Below are 18,557 nucleotides of genomic sequence, written 5' to 3' on the forward strand. Positions count from 1 at the left end.
GGAGGCGGGGGTGGTGGAAGCGGGTTCACGCATGAGGAGCATGCCCTTCGATGGCCCCTGGCGCCGGTCGCGTACGACCGGCGGGCAGGTACGGCGGAGTGCCCGCGGTCAGCTATGCTGAAAGCGGATCGTTGTTCCACTTACAATACGGATCAGTGATCCGTTTAGTCAATGTCCGGCGGAAGGTGAGACGTGCCCACTGCGGCCCAGCCAGGCGGGACACCCGCCCGCAGCAAGCGGGCGGACGCGGTACGCAACCAGCGGACGCTGCTCGACGCCGCCGCGGAGGTGTTCGTGACCTCCGGGATCGACGCGCCGATCCGGGAGATCGCGGCCCGTGCCGGTGTCGGACTCGGAACGCTCTACCGCCACTTCCCGACCCGCGCCGACCTCGTCGCCGCCGTCTACAGCCACCAGATCGAGGCGTGCGCCGAGGCCGGTCCGAAGCTGCTGGCCGAGGCCGACTCCCCGTTCGAGGCGCTGCGCCGGTGGGTGGACCTCTTCGTCGACTTCCTGGTGACCAAGCACGGACTCGCCGACGCGTTGCAGTCCGACAGCGACCGCTTCGCCGCGCTGCACACCCGCTTCCTCGACCGTCTGATGCCCGTCTGCGCCGAACTGCTCGACGCCGCGGTCGACGCCGGTGACATCAGGCCCGGCATGCGGCCCTACGAGCTGATGCGCGGCATCGGCAACCTCTGCATCGGACGGGACGACGATCCCCGCTACGACCCCCGCCGGTTGATCGAACTGCTCCTCCAGGGGCTGCGGACCAACCCCCACCCGGACGAGGGCACCGGTGTTTTCTCGCCGTAGGCGATGAGTTCCGGCGGCGGCTCGGGTCCAACCGGTATGACTCGAATCATCGCTGACATCTCCGTCTCCCTCGACGGCTTCGTCACCGGCCCCGACGCCGGACCGGACAACGGTCTGGGCACCGGCGGCGAGGCACTGCACCTCTGGGCGTTCTCCGACGACCCCGAGGAGCGCCGGCTCCTGAGCGAGGCGGCCACCCGCTCCGGCGCCGTCGTCCTCATGGGCGGCGGCGCCACGATCGCCTCGGCGCTGGAGGCCGGACTGGTCGACGTGCTGTCGCTGCACCTCGCCCCCGTCGTACTGGGCTCCGGGACGCCCCTGTTCACCGGGGGAGCGCCGCGCTCGCTGGTGCGGCGAAGCGTGATCGCGACACCGTCCGCGACCCATCTGACCTACGACGTCTTCTGACAGTGCGGTATGGGACGGGCCCGGACCGGATCGCAGGGAGAGTTCCCGGTGAAGTGGCGCGGCGGCCAGGCTGTTTGGCCTAGGGTCGGACCTGCATCGGCGGCCTTCCGCCCGCGGGGGAGCGGGTCGCGACGACGGCGGGGCGTGAGCGGTCGCGGGAGCTCGGCTCGCCTGCCGGAACGAGGGGATCGGGCGTGAGCGCAGGCGAGGCGGACCGCCGGAGTACGGATGTGGGGCGCCGCTACCTGCTGGCCGTCGGCGTCTCCGAGTACCAATCACCCCGCCTGCCGGACCTTCCCCGCGCGGGCGCGGACGCGGAGCGCGTGGCCGAACTGCTCGCGGGCTTCGGGTACGAGCGCGTCCTCTCCGGCCTCGGGAACGCGCCCACCACCGAGCAGCTGTGGTCCGGTCTGGCGCACTGGACACGAGAGGCCCGGCTCGGGCCGGACGACGTGCTGGTCGTGTACTTCAACGGCCACGGTACCGGCGAGGGGCAGCGTCTCCATCTGCTCGCGTCGGACGGCGACCCGGGGTACGCGTTCACGGCGCCGGCCGCCGACGACCTCACCGCCCTGGTCGCCGAGAGCGGGGTGGGAAGCGCCCTGACCGTTCTCGACGTGTGCACGGGGCAGGAAGGTGACCCCGCCGCGGCCCGATGGTCCATGCCCCATCTCCACACGCAACCTCCTTACCGTGCCTATCACTTGGTCACACACGTCCGGGGCGTCGGCGACGACACGGGGTCCCTGGCGGAGGCCTGGACGTACGCGCTCACCCACGCGAACGCCGGGACGCGGCAGCGCTACCTCCTCGTCACCGACGTGCTGCAGGGCATGCGCCACCACCTGAGCTCCCACGGGGCGTCGGGTGAGGGTCCCCTCTATGCCGGACACCGCACGGGAGGGACGGAGCCCTTCTTCCCGAACCCCCGATACGTGCCGAACGCGCCGCCCGACACCCTCGATCCGCTGGCCGTGGCCCGGCTGCGGCACAAGTACCTCGACCACTTCGAGCCGCGCGGCCGTGGCGTCGCGCACGCCGCCGAACCCGGTGACTTCTTCGTCGGGCGAACCGAAGCCCTGGCGCGGATCGCCTCCTGGGTGCGGGCGGCGCCCGGCGCCGCGGTGCCGCCGCTGGTTGTCGTGGGTGCGCCCGGCACCGGCAAGTCCGCCCTGCTCGGCCGCTTTCTGGCGCTGACCGACCCGGACAGCCCGGCGAGGATGAACACCGCGCCCGAGACGCTGCCGCCACCAGGTCTGGCCGTCATTCCGCTGAGCGGCCACGGTGTCAGCGGGCTGCGGTCCCTCTGCGAGGACCTGGCCGCCGCGCTGGGCCTGCGCCCGGGCTCGGGCGCGTTGGACGTACGGCAGGCGTTGCGTGCGCGGACGGACCCTGTCGTCATCGTCCTCGACGGTCTGGACGAGATCGACCCGTCCTCGTACGACGCGAGGCTCGTCGACTTCGTCCGCGCACTCGGCCGCGTTCCGGCGGTACGGCTCCTCGTCGGGACACGCGCGGACCGGCTGGCGTCCCTGGGCCCGAACGTGGAGATCCTCGATCTCGACTCGTCCCGGTACCGCGACGACGACGCCCTGCACCAGGTCGCCCACCGCCTGGCCCAGGGCCCCGGCGTCACCCGCGACGTGGCGCACTCCTTCCTGATGCTGCACCTGCTGGCGGCGGGTGCGCTGACAGCCGACGGCGCACCGCCGGACGCCCGGGACCTCTCCTCGCTGTTCCAAGGTCCGCTCCGGGGCCTCGGCCCCGACGAGGCCCGTACGCGGCGTCTGCTGTCGCCGCTCGCCCACGCGCAGGGAACGGGCCTTCCATACAGGCTGTGGGCGCCCCTGGTGGAAGCCCTCACCGGCGAGGTGTGCGCGCCCGAGGAGCTCCGGCGGTTCCGCGACCGGGCGGACAGCCTCGTGGTCGACAGCCTCCGGCCCGACGGCACCCCCGTCCACCGGCTCTTCCATATCGCGCTCGCCGAGTTCCTGCGGGCGTCCGCCGACGAACGGGAACAGCAGCGGCGCATGGCCCGGGGACTGATCGCCCTGGTGCCGCGCACGGCCGACGGGGAGCGCGACTGGGCCGCGGCGGACCCGTACATCCTCGAACACCTCGCCACCCACGCCGCCGCCGGCGGGATGCTCGGCGAAGTGGCGCGCGACAGCTCCTACCTGAGCCACGCGGTGCCGGGACCGCTGCTGCGGGCGCTCGCCGACAGCGCCGCCGTCGACCCGGCCACCGCGGCATCCGAGGACCAGGACCTGGGCACCGACACCGACATCGACGCCCGGACGGCGACGGACGAGGACTTGGGTGTCGACGGCCGGCCCGACCAGGGCATCGGCACGGATGAGGACGTCGGCACGGACGCCTACGCGGCCGAGGAAGAGGGTTTCGACGGCGACCATGACGTTGACTACGACGGCGAGGACGACTTCGACGTCCACCCCGTCGACCTCACCGAACTCGCCGCCGCCCGAATCCTGTCGGAGCGGCCCCGCGTCCTGGTCGTCGCCACCGAGTGGTCCTCGGGGCGCGGGGGCCTGAGCACCTTCAACCGCCACCTGTGCGTGGCGATGGCGACGGCCGGCGCCCAGGTCTTCTGCATCGTGCTGGACGCCGACGCCTCGGAGGTGACCGACGCCAAGGAGAAAGGCGTCACCCTGCTCACCCACCCGGGTGCGCCGGGCGCCCCGGACTACGGGCGGCTCACCCGCCGGCCCACCCTCCCGCACGGCGTCCTGCCCGATCTGGTCATCGGGCACGCCCGTATCACCGGACCGGCCGCCGCCCATCTCGCGGAGGACTTCTTCCCGCACGCCCGTCGGCTGCACTTCGTCCACATGGCTCCGGACGAGATCGAATGGCACAAAATGGGGGACGGCGTCGACCGCGCGCGGCAGGCGGAGGAGCGTACCGAGATCGAACGCGAACTCGGGCGGACGGCCCACCGGGTGGTCGCGGTCGGCCCCGCCCTGAAACGCCGTTTCACCAACGAGCTCTGGGACACCGACGTGCCCGAACCACTGCGCCTGGACCCGGGTTTCGACTCGCCCAGGTCCACCGCGGAACCCGGCACGGAGGGCCCGCCGACCGCCTTCGCGCGCCGCAGACCCCCACCGGCCGGGCTGCACAAGGTGCTGTTCGTCGGCCGTACCGAGGACGTCCGGCTCAAGGGCGTCGACCTCGCCGCCCGGGCCTGCGGGATGGTGCACGAACTGCGGGCCAGAACAGCGGGCGAGCCCATCGAACTGCTCGTGCGCGGCGCACCACCGGAGAAGGCCGACGAACAGCAGCAGCTCATCCGGGACTGGTCGGGCTTTCCCGGCCTGCGCGTAGTGGTACGCCCCTACTCCGCCGACCCGCGCAAACTGGAGTCCGACATGCTGCGCGCCGGACTGGTCGTGATGCCGTCCCGCTCCGAGGCTTTCGGCCTGGTCGGACAGGAGGCCATCCTGCGCGGTGTGCCGGTGCTCGTCAGCGACCAGAGCGGACTGGCACAGCTCCTGCGTGAACAACTCCACGCCGAAGCCGACCATTTGATCGTCCCCGTCACGGGCGACTACGAGGACGACACCCGGGAATGGGCCGCGCGCATCGAGAAGTGCCTGACCGGCCGCGACGAGGCGTTCGAACGGATGCATGCCGTACGCGATCGCCTCGCCGCCACGGTCACCTGGACAGCCGCCGCCCGCCGGGTCCTGGCCGAGGTCCGCCGCCCGGCCGGATGACGCCGACGGGGGCTGCCGTTCCGGGCCCGGCGCGCGCGGGGCGGGTGGACCCGTAACAGGGCGCTCATGACGGATGCCGACTCTCACGTACACCCGGCCAAGTCCCGCCGCGGCGCCTACGCGTCGCGGCGCAACCGCGAACGGATCTGGAGGAGCGTCGAACCGTACGTCCACACGACCGGCACCAGCAACACGGCCTTGATCCAGAACCACACCGATCCGGGTTCCGGGTGGGCGAGCAGGTCATACACCCACCCGGCGCCGAGCAGACACATGAACGCGGTCGGGATCACCTGGGCGCGCGCCGCGCGGCTCGTACGGCCCGGATTGTCGGCCAACCGCAGCGCGTACACCTCGACAGGGCCGAACTCGTCCGCCGCGCCACCGCCGGACGCCAGCAGATGGTCCCGGGCCTCCTCCCGGCAGCGGGCCGCCGCGGCCCGCGGGTAACCGTGTCGCCCCCTGAGCAGCGTTTCCAGGCGCTCCAGCCACTCGTCGTCACCCACCGGCTCCGCCGCGGCACCCCGCCCGAGAAACCACCGCGCCGCCCGCTCGTCGGACAGTTGGAGACCCGCGACGGCCAGGAGCGCCCCGATACCGAACAAGGCGGGCGCGGGCACCTCGACGAGTGGTTCGGAGGGGACCGCGACGAACAGGACAGCGGTCGTCACGATGAGGACGCAGACCATGGCCAGCGCGATGCGCCAGGCCCGCAGCCGCGCGGCGGCCCGCAGTTCGGGCAGCACGCCGGACGCCGCAACCGAAACCACCGCCAGCAGCGCCCCGCCCATCAGGTCGGGCCACCCCGCCGCCAGCCAGAACCCGTCACTGACCCAGAGCACGATGCCGAACAGCACCGCCTGAACGCCTGCCCAGACCAGCCCGGCCGTGAACCGGCCGCCCGGTGCGAACCCGTCCAGGCCGTCGGCGCTGCGCCGCGTCTCGCTGATGCGCTCCGCCGCGACCGTGTCGGCGTAGGTGTCGGGTTCGCCGACCACCTCCCGTACGGGCCGGCCCGCCTCCGCCGCGATCTCGTACACCTCGGCGAGTACCTCGCCCACCAGTCCGGGCGGCGGGTTGTGGTGGCCGACCAGCGCGAGTTCGAACTCCGCCGCCCACCGCTCGTCGTCCTCGTACGTCCAGACCGGTCGCTGTTCGGCAGCGCGCGTCATCGGTCCTCGCCCCCCTGGTTCGCGTGTGTCGTCGGTGCGGGAGGGGGGTCCCCGGCCAGTGTGCTCACCACATCGTCCAGAGCGCGCCAGGACCGGTACTCCTCGGCGAGCCGGGTGTGTCCGGCGGCGGTGAGACGGTAGTACTTCCGCCCGGGTCCGCCGTCTCCCGCGCTCCAGCGCACCTCGACCGCGCCCTCTTCCTCCAGCCGGCCGAGGGCCGGGTAGAGGGTGGCCGCCTTGAGGCCCCCGAGCCCGGCTTCGCCGAGGCGCTGGATCAGTGCGTAGCCGTAGCTCTCGCCCTCGGTGGCCAGCACGCCGAGCAGACACAACGGCAAGGACGCGCGCAGCCACGCGGCTTGGATGTCCGGCACAACCCCTCCCTCGTCCCGACTAGTTGGATTTCCAGAATAGTCGAAGAAACGGAAGAGTTGTCCCAGGGGAGGGGAGCGGCAGGAGTCAGGGCTGAGGGCGACGCACACCGCAGCTCGTGACGAGGCATGCGCGGGACTGGCGTGGGGCCGGGCTCTCACGGGGCCGGCCCCGGGAGTCCGTCACCGGAAGAGGCGGTCACCGCTGGTGGCCATGCGGTGGGTGGAGCTGTGGCGGTTCACCCAGTCCCGGACGAGGTTGACGGCGTTGGCGCACTGCCAGCTGTCGTCGTACTCGCGTACTCCAGTGAAGGCGCCGTAACCCGCGATGATGCCGTCCACCCGGGCATCGCCCAGGAGCTTGTCGACGTACCACGGGTCGTTGTACGTGGTCGTCCAGGACAGCGTGGCCGCGAGCCGCCCGGCGGCACGGTCCTGGGCGCCCTTCTTGAGCTCCGCGCAGGTGTTGTACGTCGCTTCGGTGCAGTTGCCGAACCCTTTGGTGATGTCGCTGTCGCCGTAGTCCATGGCCCGGCGTCCGGTAGGAAAACCGGAACCGGACCGGTTGAAAGCGCCCGTGACCTGGTCGCGGGTTCCCGTCGTCGTGATGCCCTCCAGGTTGCCGAGGCTGCCTTCCAGGCTCTTCCAGCCCCGGCCGCCGACGTCGGGGGTGCTGCCGCCGTGGTACTCGTAGAAGCCGTAGAGCACCTGGATCCCGGCAGCCGTCAGCCGCTGCGCCTTGTCGCGGAGCCCGGCGACGCTGCACCCGCGGTTCTGCGCTTCGCCGCAGTAGTTCGGGTCCTTGATGTCCAGCCAGACGAGCGACAGCCTGCGCCCCGCGTTGGCGTGCGAGACGATACGGTCGATCATGCTGTCGAAGCTGGGGCCCCGCCGGTTGTCACCCGCTGAGGAACAGTCGTGGTACGCACGCCACTCGTTCGGGTTCCACCAGGCGCAGACGTCGATCTCGATGCCGTTGGCGCCGTGCTTGAGTGCGGCGTCCACGCCGTCCAGGGTGTCGACCCGGTGTGCGATGGCGTAGATCGCCTGACGCTGATCGGCCGCCGCCGCAGGGGTCGTGCCGAACGCGGTGGCACCGACGAGGCCGCAGACCGCAGCCATCAGCGCGAGTACCGTGCGCAGGCGGGTGCCATGTCGAAGGTGAGTGGTCAAGAAAGGTTCCCCCTCATGTCGTGTGGGTGTCGTGGAGCGCGGAGCGGCGGTTTGGCCGCTCGCCCCCGGCCCGCCCGCCTGGTCAGGGCGGCGGGTGCGGTGCCCGGACGCTCCGAGCCTGCGGGAGGCTCCGCCCGGCCCGCCAGGGAAAAGTGACATTTGAGGACGTGGGAACGCCCAAGACGGCGTGTTCGGGCAGTCGGTTGTGCCCTCGCGGCCCTCACGGCCGTGACCCGCGCGCCTGCCGCACGGGACACGAACCGTGATCCGTGCCCGACACGGCCGACTCCGGCGTTGTCGACCGCACCCGACTCGCCCTAGGCTCAGAGGCGCACACAGGCATGTGTCGAGCAGCCATTCCCTGGGGGCGGTTGACGTGCTGTACGCATTCGGCTTCGAGCGGCTCGGCGTCGTGGTGGGCGACCTGTACTTCGTCGACCCCGAACCGTTGCCCGGGCAGGAGTCCCCCGAGCGCGGGGTGCGGCTGGAGCTGCGGATCCTCGAACGCGGCGAGCTGCCCGGATCCATCTACGCCGCGCGCCCCATCACCATCGGCCGCCCCCTGTGGCGGGTGGATCTCCTCCAGGACGCGAACGCCGCCCCGCGCACCTTCGACCGTACGCACCACCACCCGGGCTTCACCGACTGGGACCCCGGACCCCGGGTCTTCGTCGACGAGCTGACCCGCGACCCGCTGGCATGGCTGACCGGCAGACTCACCGACCTGACGGCCCTGTTGAAGGAGAGCGGCATCACCTCCGACGACATCCCGGCGGCCGACGTAGACGCCCTGCGTACGGCGGCACCCGAGATCACGGACACCGTCCGGAGACTCCTGGAGCGTGTGTGGTCCGGCGAGCTCGGCCGCCCACCGGGCGACACGGGCCCGCACGCCACCAGCGTGCGCGCCAGCTGGCTCTGACGCCCGGCCCTCGAAGCTCGGTTCTCGACGCCCGGCCCTTGAAGCACTCCCCGTTGAGCGCGGTGTTCCGGCCACGCCGTCGCGCCCCCCGCGCCCGGAAGACCGCAAGGGAGATCTTTTAGCATGGCCGCATGGTTGCCAATGACGCCCACAAGCCCGGGGAACCACGAGCAGCGGTGTCCCCCGGCGCCACGGAAAACACGACGGAGACGGTGGACCACCCGGTCACCGCGCTGGTGGAACGCGCGGCCGACCTCGCCGAACCGATCAAACCGAAGCTGCGCGGCTGGCTCCACGCCGGCATGGTCCCCGCCGCACTGACCGCGGGCATCGTCCTCATCTGCCTTGCCCCTACGCCTCGGGCGACCCTGGCCTGCACCGCGTACGCGGTCACCGCCTGGCTGCTGTTCACCACGAGCGCCGTCTACCACCTCGGCACCTGGGGACCGCTGGGCGAGGCGCTTCTCCGCCGTCTCGACCACGCCAACATCTTCCTCATCATCGCCGGCACCTGCACCCCGCTGGCCGTGCAGCTCCTCCCACCGGACCAGCGGTCGGTGCTGCTGTGGATCGTGTGGGCGGGCGCGCTGGCGGGAGTCGCGTTCCGGGTCCTCTGGGTCGGGGCCCCGCGCTGGCTGTACACCCCGTGCTACCTGGCCCTGGGCTGGGCGCCGGTGAGCTACCTTCCCGACTTCCAGCGCGCCGGCGGCACGGCCGTGGTCGTCCTGGTCGTCGTCGGCGGCCTCCTCTACAGCGCGGGCGCCGTCGTCTACGCCCTGCGGCGGCCCGACCCCTCACCCCGCTGGTTCGGCTACCACGAGGTCTTCCACGCCCTGACCGTGGCGGCCTTCACCGCGCATTACATCGCCATCTCCCTGGCCACCTACTGACCGCGTCAGCGTTCGGAGCCGCGCCGCCCGTCGACCCACGTCACCGTGCGCCGGTCCGCCAGGGGGCGGAGGCGTCGGCGAGGTCGGCGCCGGTGTCGGCGTCCCGCCGGGAGTTGCCGACACCGTGCCAGTCCAGGCACATGACGGTCGCGTCGTCCTGAAGGTGGCTTTCGTTCGCGTCGACGACCGCCGCGATCAGGGCGCGGGCGGCCTCGCGTGGATGCAGTTCGCGGGTACGGACGATCAGATCCGACAGATTGACGTTCCTGGCGTTGCGTTCGAGCATGCCGTCGGTCAGCATGACCAGCCGGTCGCCCGGCCGCAGGTCCAGTGACTGGACCCGGTAGCCGTGGGTGACGGGGAAGCCGAACGGCATATCGATCTCCGGAGCGATCTCCCGCACCTGCCCGTCCCGCATCCGCAGCGGCCAGGGGTGCCCGGCGTTGACGAACTCGGTCCTGCCGTCGATCAGGCTGATGCGCAGGAGCTGGCCGGTGACATAGCTCTGGCGGCCGTGCCGGAGCAGGGCATCGTTGGCCTGACGGGCCTGTTCGGCGAGGTCGGCACCGGCCCGCCGGGCCCGGCGCAGGGCACTCACCAGGAGCGTTGCCAGCAGCGCCGCGTCGACGTCGTGTCCCATGGCGTCGGTGACGGAGAGCTGCACCGTGTCCCGGTCGATCGCGTAGTCGAAGGTGTCGCCCCCGACGTGGTCGGCCGGCTCCAGCGCCCCGGCCACCGCGAACTGCGCCGCCTCGCACGCCAGTGACGCCGGGAGCAGCCGGTGCTGGATCTCCGCGGCCAGGCTCAGCGGCTTGGTACGGCGCCCCCACTGGTACACGTCGGTGTAGGACCGGTTCGCGATGACGATGTACGCCAGGGCGTGCGCGGTCTCGCCGATCTCGCGCATCACCGTCGCGTCCGGCGCCGTGGGCAGGAACAGTTCGAGGAGCCCGAGGGCGTCCCCGCGGTTGGTCACCGGGGCGACGATCCGCACCAGCGCGTCGTCGCCCTTGTCCTCCACCCTCGGCCGCTGGGTGCGGATCACGTCGTCGTACAGGGTGCCCGCCAGCGGGATGCGCTGGGCGGGCTCATCGGTCTCGACGCTGCCCGCAGCCCCCAGCCGTACGACCGAGCCGCCGGTGAAGTCGGTGATGAGGAACGACACGGACGCGGCCCCGATGTGCTCCTTGAGCATGCGCGCGACCACGTCGAGGGACTCCACGGGCGCCGCGGTCTCCGCCGCCGCCAGCGTCCCGGCCAGGGTCGTCGCCGCGCTCGGGCCGTCCCCGTTCTCCGCAGTACGAGCGGTCGGTTCGCCGCCCCCGTCGGGTCCGCGTCCGGTCACGGTCGCTCCTCGCCGCATCGCCGATGCTCAGGGTCCGTCCCGGGCGCGCGAGGGGCTCGCGCCGGGATGTGGTCATTGCACCACAGAGCCTGTCCGGCCCGCGAACAGGAGTAACCCGCGAAGTTCTTGGTGGCCGTTACGGCGCTGCGTGGCGGGGCGCTCAGAGGCGCTGGGCGCGGTGCAGCAGGGTACGTACGGCCTCGGGCCGCAGCGCGGCCCGCGCCGCGTTCGCACCCGGGGCGCCGTGCACCCCACCGCCGGGGTGGGCTGCCGCCGAGGCGAGATACAGCCTCTTCACGGGTGTCTCCGGCCGGCCGGTGCCCGGTACGGGCCGGAAGATCGCCTGCTGGTGCAGGGCGGTGGTGCCGTTGTTGATGGCCCCGTTGTGCAGGTTCTCGTTCATGGCCTGGAGCGTGGTGGGGGCCAGGATCCGGCGGGCCCGGACCAGGGAGCGGAAGCCGGGGGCGAAGCGTTCCACCTGCACCTCGATCCGGTCCGCCATGGCCTCCTGCTCATGGGCGTCCCAGCGGCCGGTGATGCCGTCGGGCCCGGCGTCGCCGGTGATGCGCTGCGGGAGGTGCGTATAGGCCCAGGCCGATTCCGTGCCCGCGGGGGAGCGGCTGGGGTCGGCCGTGGTCATCTGGCCGAACAGGGCGAAGGGCTCGTCCGGCACCTGCCCGACGGCGAGTCGGCAGGCGTACCTGGTCAGGGCGTCTACGCCGTCGCTGAGGTGGACCGTTCCCGCCCCGGCGGCCTGTGGCGCCGTCCAGGGCACGGGTCCGGACAGCGCCCAGTCGACCTTGAAGGTCGCGAAGTCCCACTGGAAGCGTTCCAGGTCCCGCACCAGCCGGGACGGAAGGTGTTCCTCGCCCACGAGGTCCCGGTACAGGGCCGGTGCCGAGACGTCCGCCAGCACCGCCCGGCGCGCGCCGACGGTCTCTCCGGCGGCGGTCCTGACCCCCACCGCGGCACCACCGCGTACGACGACGGCTTCGACGCGCTCCCCGCAGCGCAGCACACCGCCGCGGCTTCGCAGCCGGCGGACGAGCGCCCCGGTGAGGGCCCCGGCGCCGCCGACCGGCACGGGGAAGCCGTGGCTCTGCGCCAGCATCGACATCAGCCACCCGAACCCGCCGCTTCCCGCGGCCTCGGGGCCCAGGTCCGCGTGGAGGGCGTTCCCGGCCAGCAGCAGCCGGCCTCCCTCGCCCTGGAACTCCTCCTCGCCCAGCCGGCGCACCGGGAGCGCGAGGCTGCGGGCCAGCCGCAGACCGGCGGGCCCTCGCAGCCGCGCGGCCAGCCGCAGCCCGGAGCGGACCGGCGGGAACGGTGTGAACAGGGTCCGTACGAGCTCCGGCCCGACCCGGCGCCACACCGCGTACATGTCCCGCCAGGCGTCCGCGTCGGCCGGGGCGAACTCGGCCAGACCGGCGCAGGTGTCCGGCGCACGCCGCTCCAGCACGGCACAGCGGCCGTCACTGAGGGGGTGGGCCAGCACGCGCGGGGCGTGGCTCCAGCGCAGGCCCTCGGCGGCGAGGTCGAGGCGGGCGAGTACCGGAGAGGCGGCTGCGAGGGGGTAGAAGGCGCTGAAAAGGTCCGAGACGTAGTCGGGGTGGACACCCCGGTCGCTGCGGACGGCGCCGCCCGGCTCGCTCTGCGCCTCCAGGACTTCCACGCTCCACCCGGCGTCGACCAGCAGGTTGGCAGCCACCAGCCCGTTGGGGCCGGCGCCGATCACCACGGCGTCAGGCATGGCGTGCTTCGGCTGGGCGCCTCTCCACGAGCGCGGCCAGACGGCTCAGCATGCCCCGGTGCCGCAGTTGGAGCACCGCCTCGACGACGGGGTTGTGGAAGGTGCCGCCCAAACCGTGCAGGGGATGCTCGTCGCAGACGATCAGGGTCTCCTCGCCCCAGGGCCGCAGCTGGAGCAGGATCCGCGCCGTGCCCAGGGACTCGACCACCGCCTCCAACTCCAGCTCTTTCGCCGGTTCCTGGTAGCGGACGACCGTCATGCCCTTGGTGGCCCACGGGCCCAGCTTCAGGGTGAAGCTCAGCCGCGATCCGACCTCGGGCCACATGTGGTCCAGGGGCGTGGAGTGGGAGGGCCCCACCACCCACTCGCCGTAGAGACTCGGATCGCTCAGCACGCCCCACACCGCCTGCGGAGGACGTCGGACCAACCGGTGACGGACGGCCATGAGGGAGTCCTTCCACGAAGGTTTCTACCGGTCACGAAAGCTTCTCCTGGCCAGTGAAGCACCTGGGGAGGTTTTTCGATCACCGGACCGACGAGCTCCCGCCAGGCGGGGGAAAAGGGGAGGTGAGGGCGTCACCGGGTCCGGTTGCCGTGGTTCGGGCTTCGGGGCACTGTGTGGAGGAGGTCGAGCGGTTGGTGCAAACGGGTGTCGAGGGTCGCACGGTTACACCGTGCGTTCCGGGGCACACGCGGGACATCGAACAAACCTCCGTACACGTTCCGTGGTTCAAGTAAGGAGAGGCCTCTCATGCTGATGGCGCACCCCGCGGTACTGAAGGACCTGGTCGAGCGGTACGAGACGCTGCGGACCCAGTACGCGAAGGAGGGTTCGGCCGAGGTGGGGCGGCGGATCGAGGACGTGACCTACACCCTGTGCGTGTCCACGGGCACCCGTGACATCGAGGCCGCTCTGGCCGCTGCCCGCCGTCGGCTGAGCAGCGTCCGTGCCGAGGGCGACTTCGCGCTCGTCGGCTGAACCACACCCGCTCGCGCACCATGGATCCGGTCTCCCTGCCGACCCTCACCGGGCTGGATGCCGTCACCGCGCTGGTGGCCGACCGCCAGGACCTCTATGTGCGCTGGTCCTGCGGGCCCGAGCGGGACCTCAGAAGCGTCTCCAGCACCGATGACCTGACCGGCATCCAGCTACCGGGCCTGTCGGCCAGCGCGCTGGGTGTGGAGAAGTGGTGGGGCGACCGTCCCGCCCGCGTATGGGTCGCCCGACGTCTGTACGACTACTGCCACCTGCCCGCGGTGAAGGACCCCGCCACCCGGCCCTGGGTACTGCGCGGCAGGGAGGTGGGCCGGGGGCCGGACAACGAGCCGCTCGTCATCGACGTACAGCCGCTCGCCTGGATCACCGACGACGTCATCACCGAAGCCGTGGACATCATCAAGCGCCTGCCCGGCCGCTGGGGACCCATGGATCGGGACGTCGCGTACTAGGACCGTGCGAACGGAACGGGGCGGACGGTCGGCGGACGGCCGCGCCCGGGCTTCACTCCTCCGTCTGCTCGACCAGAGCCGCGTGCGCGAACTGCAGGGCGTCCGCCACCGCCAGCGCGGTCAGGCCCCCGGTCACCGTGCGCGTGGCCCGGGGCCAGAGCCCCTTGGCGCCGGTGAACGTGGTCACGATCCACACGCTCAGACAGAACGGGCAGCTGATCAGTTCTCCGACGGTCCGTCGGCCGGGCTTGTCGAGGGGGGTCTCGTTCAACTCGCTGGGCCCGCCTGCGCCGTCCACCTCCGTGAACGGGGCGCGCAGCGGCCGGGTGACCGTCGCTTTGCCGATCAGACGGCTGAGCCGGAACGTCGCCGCCGCGGTGAGCAGGACGTCCCAGGGATCGGGGGAGGCGGGCAGCGGTCGCCCTCGGCGCCGCAGCAGTACGGCCCAGCCGGCTGTGTACCCGCCCCACGCCGTCAGTGCGCCCAGATGGCCGATATGGGGTCGAAGCCCCTGGAACTTTCCCATCGAACGCCGCCTTGTTTCATCCGGTGAGCAACTCGATCGCGATCAGCGCGGACCCATGACACGCGCACACGCCGTGTACCCGTTCCGGTTCCCCGCACGCACCCTCTTGGGTGTGGTGGTGCTGGGCGGCACGGGTGAGGGCCAACTGAGTTATCCGTGGGGCGAAGCCTTCGTTTTCCGTCACTTTCCGTAGTACATCTGTAGGCCGGGCGTAGGACCCGCCGCATGGGGTACTGACGCCTCCGCCCAAGCAGCCAGGCGGCAGATCCGACCAAAGGAAGCGTCCATGGAGACATCGACCGAGTCCGTCGCGTCGACCCCGGTCAGGGGCCGTACGCGAGGGCAGGTGCTGGTTTCGTGGCTGACCACCACCGACCACAAGAAGATCGGTCATCTGTATCTGATCGCGTCGTTCGGGTTCTTCCTCGTCGGCGGGATCCTGGCGCTGGTGCTGCGCGCGGAACTGGCCCGCCCCGGTCTGCAGATCGTCTCCAACGAGCAGTACAACCAGATGTTCACGCTGCACGGCACGATCATGCTGCTCTTCTTCGCCACCCCCACTTTCGCGGGTTTCGCCAACGCGATCATGCCGTTGCAGATCGGCGCACCCGATGTGGCGTTCCCACGGCTGAACATGCTCGCGTTCTGGCTGTTTCTGTTCGGCGGACTGATCGTGGTGGGCAGTCTGCTCACATCGGAGGGAGCCGCCGACTTCGGCTGGACCGCCTATACGCCTCTCAGCGGCGGTGAGCGCACCCCGTTCGTGGGCGGGGACCTGTGGATCATGGGACTGGCGTTGTCCGGGTTCGGCACGATCCTCGGTTCGGTCAACTTCGTGACCACCATCATCTGTATGCGCATGCCCGGCATGACCATGTTCCGGATGCCGATCTTCACCTGGAACGTCCTGCTGACGTCGGTGCTGGTGCTGTTCGCCTTCCCCGTGCTCGCGGCGGCGCTCCTGGTGCTGGAGGCCGACCGGCGTTTCGGGGCGCAGGTGTTCAACGCGGAGAACGGCGGCGCCGTCCTGTGGCAGCACCTGTTCTGGTTCTTCGGACATCCCGAGGTCTACATCATCGCGCTGCCGTTCTTCGGCATCATCACGGAGATCATTCCGGTGTTCTCCCGCAAACCCATCTTCGGCTACATCGGGCTGGTCGGTGCCACCGTGTCGATCGCCGGTCTTTCCGTGACCGTGTGGGCCCACCACATGTTCGCCACCCAGGCCGTCCTTCTGCCGTTCTTCTCCTTCATGACGTTCCTGATCGCCGTGCCCACGGGGGTGAAGTTCTTCAACTGGATCGGCACGATGTGGAACGGATCGCTTTCGTTCGAGACCCCCATGCTGTGGTCCATCGGCTTCCTCGTCACGTTTCTCTTCGGTGGCCTCACCGGCATCATCCTGGCCTCGCCTCCGATGGACTTCCACGTCACCGACTCGTATTTCGTGGTGGCGCATTTCCATTACGTCGTCTTCGGGACGGTCGTCTTCGCCACCTTCGGCGGCTTCTACTTCTGGTGGCCCAAGTTCACCGGCAAGATGCTGGACGAACGCCTCGGGAAAATCCACTTCTGGACGCTCTTCGTGGGCTTCCACACCACCTTCCTCGTCCAGCACTGGCTGGGCGCCGAGGGAATGCCGCGACGGTACGCCGACTATCTGGCGGCCGACGGATTCACGGCGCTGAACACCCTCTCGTCCATCGGCGCGTTCCTGCTCGGTGCCTCGACGCTGCCCTTCTTCTACAACGTGTGGAAGACAGCGAAATACGCGCCACGCGTCACGGTGGACGACCCCTGGGGCTTCGGCCGGTCCCTGGAGTGGGCCACGTCCTGCCCGCCGCCACGGCACAACTTCTCCACCCTGCCCCGGGTCCGCTCCGAATCCCCCGCCTTCGACCTCCACCACCCGGAGATCACCGCCCTCGACCCGGCGCGCCACACCGGTCGTGACGTCTTCGACGACAGCGACGCCGTCCGCCACCCGTCCGGCCCGGAGCAGGGCAAGTAGGGGCGGAAACGCGCCGTTGACGGGAGTACGTGTCCGGTCGCGCAGGACGCGGACATGGAGCACGGCTCCGGGGGTACTTCGCCGACTCGCCCCTCACCGAGGAGGACCGGAGTGACCTTCAATCCGCTCGAACAGCGCGGCATCCCGCTGGACCGCCAGTTACGCAACTGGCGTGAGCTGGACGTCAAGCCCATCGACCCCGACCACTGCGATCCGTACACACGCTGCCGCGTCATCACCATGAACGGCATCGAAGTCGAAGCGATCATGTTCAGCCATCAACTGGCCCGCCACACGGCGGACCCCGAGGTCAAACGGCAGCTGGCCGCGACCCGCTACATCGAGGCGCAGCAGCAGAAGGTCGTCAACTGGCTGCTGCCGGGCGTGTCATCGGTGCTGGAGACGACCATCGCCTACGAGCAGGTCGCGGTCGATCTGACGGCGTGGGTGGCACGGATGGAGCCGGACCCGTATCTGCGGCAGGCCTACCAGTTCGGTGTGCTGGAGGACTTCGACCATCTGTACCGGTACGCCAACCTGTACGAGATGATCGAGCACCGCAAGGCGGAGTCGATCGTGGACGGGCTGACCGAGGTCATGCCCGGCAGGCCGACGCGTTTCCACCACCGCGACCCGTACGACAACGTCCGCGACCCCTACGCCAAGGACGAGACGAATCCGCTGTCGAAGCTGCACGCGCTGACGATCATGTCGGCGGAGCAGCAGACGATGAACTTCTACATGAACACCGGCCCCACCTACATGGAGCCGATCGCGCGCCGGCTCTACCAGGAGATCGGACTCATCGAGGAGGAGCACGTCACGCACTACGAGTCGCTGGTCGACCCGGGTGAGACGTGGTGGGAGCAGCTGGTCAACCACGAGTACAACGAGTGCTACCTCTACCACTCGTTCATGGAGCAGGAGAGCGACCCCCGGGTGAAGGCGATCTGGGAGCTGCATCTGAACATGGAGCTGGAGCATCTGCACATCGCCTGCGACCTGATGCGCCGGCACGACGGCCGCGACCCCGAATCGGTGCTGGCGCCCGAACTGCCGAACGTGCTGACGTTCGAGCCGAACAAAACCTATCTGCGTGAACTGCTGGACACCCAGATGGATCTGACGACGCTGGGCGCGGGATATGTGCGCGAGGCACATGAGCGGTTCGAGCAGATGCAGCAGCGCATCCACGGCGGTGAGGCACCCCCGAGCGACCGCGTCATGGCCGAACACGACGCGATGTTCGGCCGCGAGTACCGCCTCCAGACCGAGGGTGAGCACCCCGACCCCTCCCAGCGCGAGAAGTGAGGCACCGCGGATGAACCAGCCCACCACCCCGTACGCCGGAGACGACCGGGCTTCCGACACCGATGTGGTGTCGTTGCTGATGCGTCAGCACGGGGATATTCGCAATCTGTTCGACGAGGTCGAGGCCGGCACGGGCGAGGAGCGCCGGGAGGCCTTTCGCCGCCTGGTGCGTCTGCTCGCGGTGCACGAGACGGCCGAGGAGGAGGTCGTGCACCCCTTCCTCCGGGGCGGGACCGTCGGCGGCAAGCAGATCGTGGAGGACCGGCTCGCCGAGGAGAAGGCGGCCAAGGAGGTGCTGTCGGAACTGGACGACTGCGACACCGACGACCCGAAGTTCCTGCCCCGGCTCCTGAAGCTGCGCAGGGACGTCCAGGAACACGCACGCGCGGAGGAGCGCTACGAGTTCACACACCTGCGCCGCAGCACCGATGTCACCCAACTGGTGGCGATGGCCAAAGCGGTCAGGGCGGCGGAGGCCATGGCGCCCACGCGCCCCCACCCCGGGGTGGAGTCACGCGCGGCCAACATGGCCCTGGGGCCCGTCGCGGCGTTGGTGGACCGCACCAGGGACGCCGTGCGCAAGGCCATGGGGTAGGACGGCCGAGGCGCGCACCGGGCGACGGCGGCCGTGTCGCTGCCGACCGTGACGGGCGGCGGGGCGGAGCATGGGGCCCCTGGC

The 18,557-nt window shown here is 70.7% G+C and carries 17 protein-coding genes; 10 read left to right on the plus strand and 7 right to left on the minus strand.

The genetic code is table 11. From position 1 onward, the window contains the following. The first annotated feature begins 192 nt into the window (after positions 1-192). The 3 genes from ACJA3G_RS10185 (at position 193) to ACJA3G_RS10195 (ending at position 4,961) form a co-directional block, all read left to right on the plus strand. Positions 193-816 (plus strand): TetR/AcrR family transcriptional regulator, encoded by a 624-nt coding sequence (locus tag ACJA3G_RS10185; protein WP_406552583.1) that lies wholly within the window; start codon positions 193-195, stop codon positions 814-816. Positions 817-852: 36 nt separating this feature from the next. Next, a complete protein-coding gene (locus ACJA3G_RS10190; protein WP_406552584.1) occupies positions 853-1,224 on the plus strand; it encodes a dihydrofolate reductase family protein in 372 nt (123 codons plus the stop codon). Between the two features lie 194 nt (positions 1,225-1,418). Further along, positions 1,419-4,961 carry a glycosyltransferase gene (locus ACJA3G_RS10195; protein WP_406552585.1) on the plus strand — a complete coding sequence of 1,181 codons (3,543 nt, stop codon included), beginning with the start codon at positions 1,419-1,421 and terminating at the stop codon, positions 4,959-4,961. Positions 4,962-5,077: 116 nt separating this feature from the next. Here ACJA3G_RS10195 and ACJA3G_RS10200 read toward each other — a convergent pair whose 3' ends face one another. From ACJA3G_RS10200 to ACJA3G_RS10210, 3 genes are all read right to left on the minus strand, one after another. Then, complete coding sequence (locus ACJA3G_RS10200) at positions 5,078-6,133, minus strand: hypothetical protein (RefSeq protein ID WP_406552586.1); 1,056 nt, start codon at positions 6,131-6,133, stop codon at positions 5,078-5,080. After that, entirely contained in the window at positions 6,130-6,504 is a 375-nt protein-coding gene (locus ACJA3G_RS10205) for a PadR family transcriptional regulator (protein ID WP_406552587.1), read from the minus strand. The genes ACJA3G_RS10200 and ACJA3G_RS10205 overlap by 4 nt, the downstream gene beginning before the upstream one ends. Positions 6,505-6,684: 180 nt before the next feature. After that, positions 6,685-7,674 carry a phospholipase gene (locus ACJA3G_RS10210; protein WP_406552588.1) on the minus strand — a complete coding sequence of 330 codons (990 nt, stop codon included), beginning with the start codon at positions 7,672-7,674 and terminating at the stop codon, positions 6,685-6,687. 376 nt (positions 7,675-8,050) lie between these two features. On the opposite strand from ACJA3G_RS10210, the gene ACJA3G_RS10215 reads away from it, so the two are divergent. Next, complete coding sequence (locus ACJA3G_RS10215; RefSeq protein ID WP_406552589.1) at positions 8,051-8,596, plus strand: hypothetical protein; 546 nt, start codon at positions 8,051-8,053, stop codon at positions 8,594-8,596. A 131-nt stretch (positions 8,597-8,727) separates the two neighbouring features. Next, a complete protein-coding gene (gene trhA, locus ACJA3G_RS10220; RefSeq protein WP_406552590.1) occupies positions 8,728-9,486 on the plus strand; it encodes a PAQR family membrane homeostasis protein TrhA in 759 nt (252 codons plus the stop codon). A gap of 40 nt (positions 9,487-9,526) precedes the next feature. On the opposite strand, the gene ACJA3G_RS10225 is transcribed toward trhA, so the two are convergent. The 3 genes from ACJA3G_RS10225 to ACJA3G_RS10235 all read right to left on the minus strand — a co-directional run bounded on the left by ACJA3G_RS10225 (position 9,527) and on the right by ACJA3G_RS10235 (position 13,026). Next, positions 9,527-10,831 carry a PP2C family protein-serine/threonine phosphatase gene (locus tag ACJA3G_RS10225; protein WP_406552591.1) on the minus strand — a complete coding sequence of 435 codons (1,305 nt, stop codon included), beginning with the start codon at positions 10,829-10,831 and terminating at the stop codon, positions 9,527-9,529. 160 nt (positions 10,832-10,991) lie between these two features. Then, complete coding sequence (locus ACJA3G_RS10230; protein WP_406552592.1) at positions 10,992-12,581, minus strand: phytoene desaturase family protein; 1,590 nt, start codon at positions 12,579-12,581, stop codon at positions 10,992-10,994. Beyond that, positions 12,574-13,026 (minus strand): SRPBCC family protein, encoded by a 453-nt coding sequence (locus ACJA3G_RS10235; protein ID WP_406552593.1) that lies wholly within the window; start codon positions 13,024-13,026, stop codon positions 12,574-12,576. The genes ACJA3G_RS10230 and ACJA3G_RS10235 overlap by 8 nt, the downstream gene beginning before the upstream one ends. A gap of 306 nt (positions 13,027-13,332) precedes the next feature. Between ACJA3G_RS10235 and ACJA3G_RS10240 the strand changes: the two genes are divergently transcribed. After that, on the plus strand, positions 13,333-13,560 hold the full coding sequence (locus ACJA3G_RS10240; protein WP_406552594.1) for a DUF5133 domain-containing protein: 228 nt from the start codon (positions 13,333-13,335) through the stop codon (positions 13,558-13,560). Between the two features lie 20 nt (positions 13,561-13,580). Next, a complete protein-coding gene (locus ACJA3G_RS10245) occupies positions 13,581-14,030 on the plus strand; it encodes a DUF6098 family protein (RefSeq protein WP_406552595.1) in 450 nt (149 codons plus the stop codon). 52 nt (positions 14,031-14,082) lie between these two features. Here ACJA3G_RS10245 and ACJA3G_RS10250 read toward each other — a convergent pair whose 3' ends face one another. Continuing rightward, positions 14,083-14,556 (minus strand): DUF1360 domain-containing protein, encoded by a 474-nt coding sequence (locus tag ACJA3G_RS10250; RefSeq protein WP_406552596.1) that lies wholly within the window; start codon positions 14,554-14,556, stop codon positions 14,083-14,085. A 286-nt stretch (positions 14,557-14,842) separates the two neighbouring features. On the opposite strand from ACJA3G_RS10250, the gene ctaD reads away from it, so the two are divergent. The 3 genes from ctaD to ACJA3G_RS10265 all read left to right on the plus strand — a co-directional run bounded on the left by ctaD (position 14,843) and on the right by ACJA3G_RS10265 (position 18,473). Next, positions 14,843-16,567 (plus strand): cytochrome c oxidase subunit I, encoded by a 1,725-nt coding sequence (gene ctaD, locus ACJA3G_RS10255; protein ID WP_406552597.1) that lies wholly within the window; start codon positions 14,843-14,845, stop codon positions 16,565-16,567. Positions 16,568-16,678: 111 nt separating this feature from the next. Further along, on the plus strand, positions 16,679-17,878 hold the full coding sequence (locus ACJA3G_RS10260) for a hypothetical protein (protein WP_406552598.1): 1,200 nt from the start codon (positions 16,679-16,681) through the stop codon (positions 17,876-17,878). Between the two features lie 10 nt (positions 17,879-17,888). Further along, entirely contained in the window at positions 17,889-18,473 is a 585-nt protein-coding gene (locus ACJA3G_RS10265; RefSeq protein WP_406552599.1) for a hemerythrin domain-containing protein, read from the plus strand. Positions 18,474-18,557: the final 84 nt, after the last annotated feature.

It is taken from the genome of Streptomyces sp. YS-3 (assembly GCF_045257485.1).
Classification (GTDB): domain Bacteria; phylum Actinomycetota; class Actinomycetes; order Streptomycetales; family Streptomycetaceae; genus Streptomyces.

Excerpts from the sequence above, each read along its gene's own strand:
- ACJA3G_RS10190 (WP_406552584.1), top strand. The coding sequence starts at position 853 with ATGACTCGAATCATCGCTGACATCTCCGTCTCCCTCGACGGCTTCGTC.
- ACJA3G_RS10200 (WP_406552586.1), bottom strand. The coding sequence starts at position 6,133 with ATGACGCGCGCTGCCGAACAGCGACCGGTCTGGACGTACGAGGACGAC.
- trhA (WP_406552590.1), top strand. The coding sequence starts at position 8,728 with ATGGTTGCCAATGACGCCCACAAGCCCGGGGAACCACGAGCAGCGGTG.
- ACJA3G_RS10230 (WP_406552592.1), bottom strand. The coding sequence starts at position 12,581 with ATGCCTGACGCCGTGGTGATCGGCGCCGGCCCCAACGGGCTGGTGGCT.
- ACJA3G_RS10235 (WP_406552593.1), bottom strand. The coding sequence starts at position 13,026 with ATGGCCGTCCGTCACCGGTTGGTCCGACGTCCTCCGCAGGCGGTGTGG.
- ACJA3G_RS10240 (WP_406552594.1), top strand. The coding sequence starts at position 13,333 with ATGCTGATGGCGCACCCCGCGGTACTGAAGGACCTGGTCGAGCGGTAC.
- ACJA3G_RS10245 (WP_406552595.1), top strand. The coding sequence starts at position 13,581 with ATGGATCCGGTCTCCCTGCCGACCCTCACCGGGCTGGATGCCGTCACC.
- ACJA3G_RS10250 (WP_406552596.1), bottom strand. The coding sequence starts at position 14,556 with ATGGGAAAGTTCCAGGGGCTTCGACCCCATATCGGCCATCTGGGCGCA.
- ctaD (WP_406552597.1), top strand. The coding sequence starts at position 14,843 with ATGGAGACATCGACCGAGTCCGTCGCGTCGACCCCGGTCAGGGGCCGT.
- ACJA3G_RS10265 (WP_406552599.1), top strand. The coding sequence starts at position 17,889 with ATGAACCAGCCCACCACCCCGTACGCCGGAGACGACCGGGCTTCCGAC.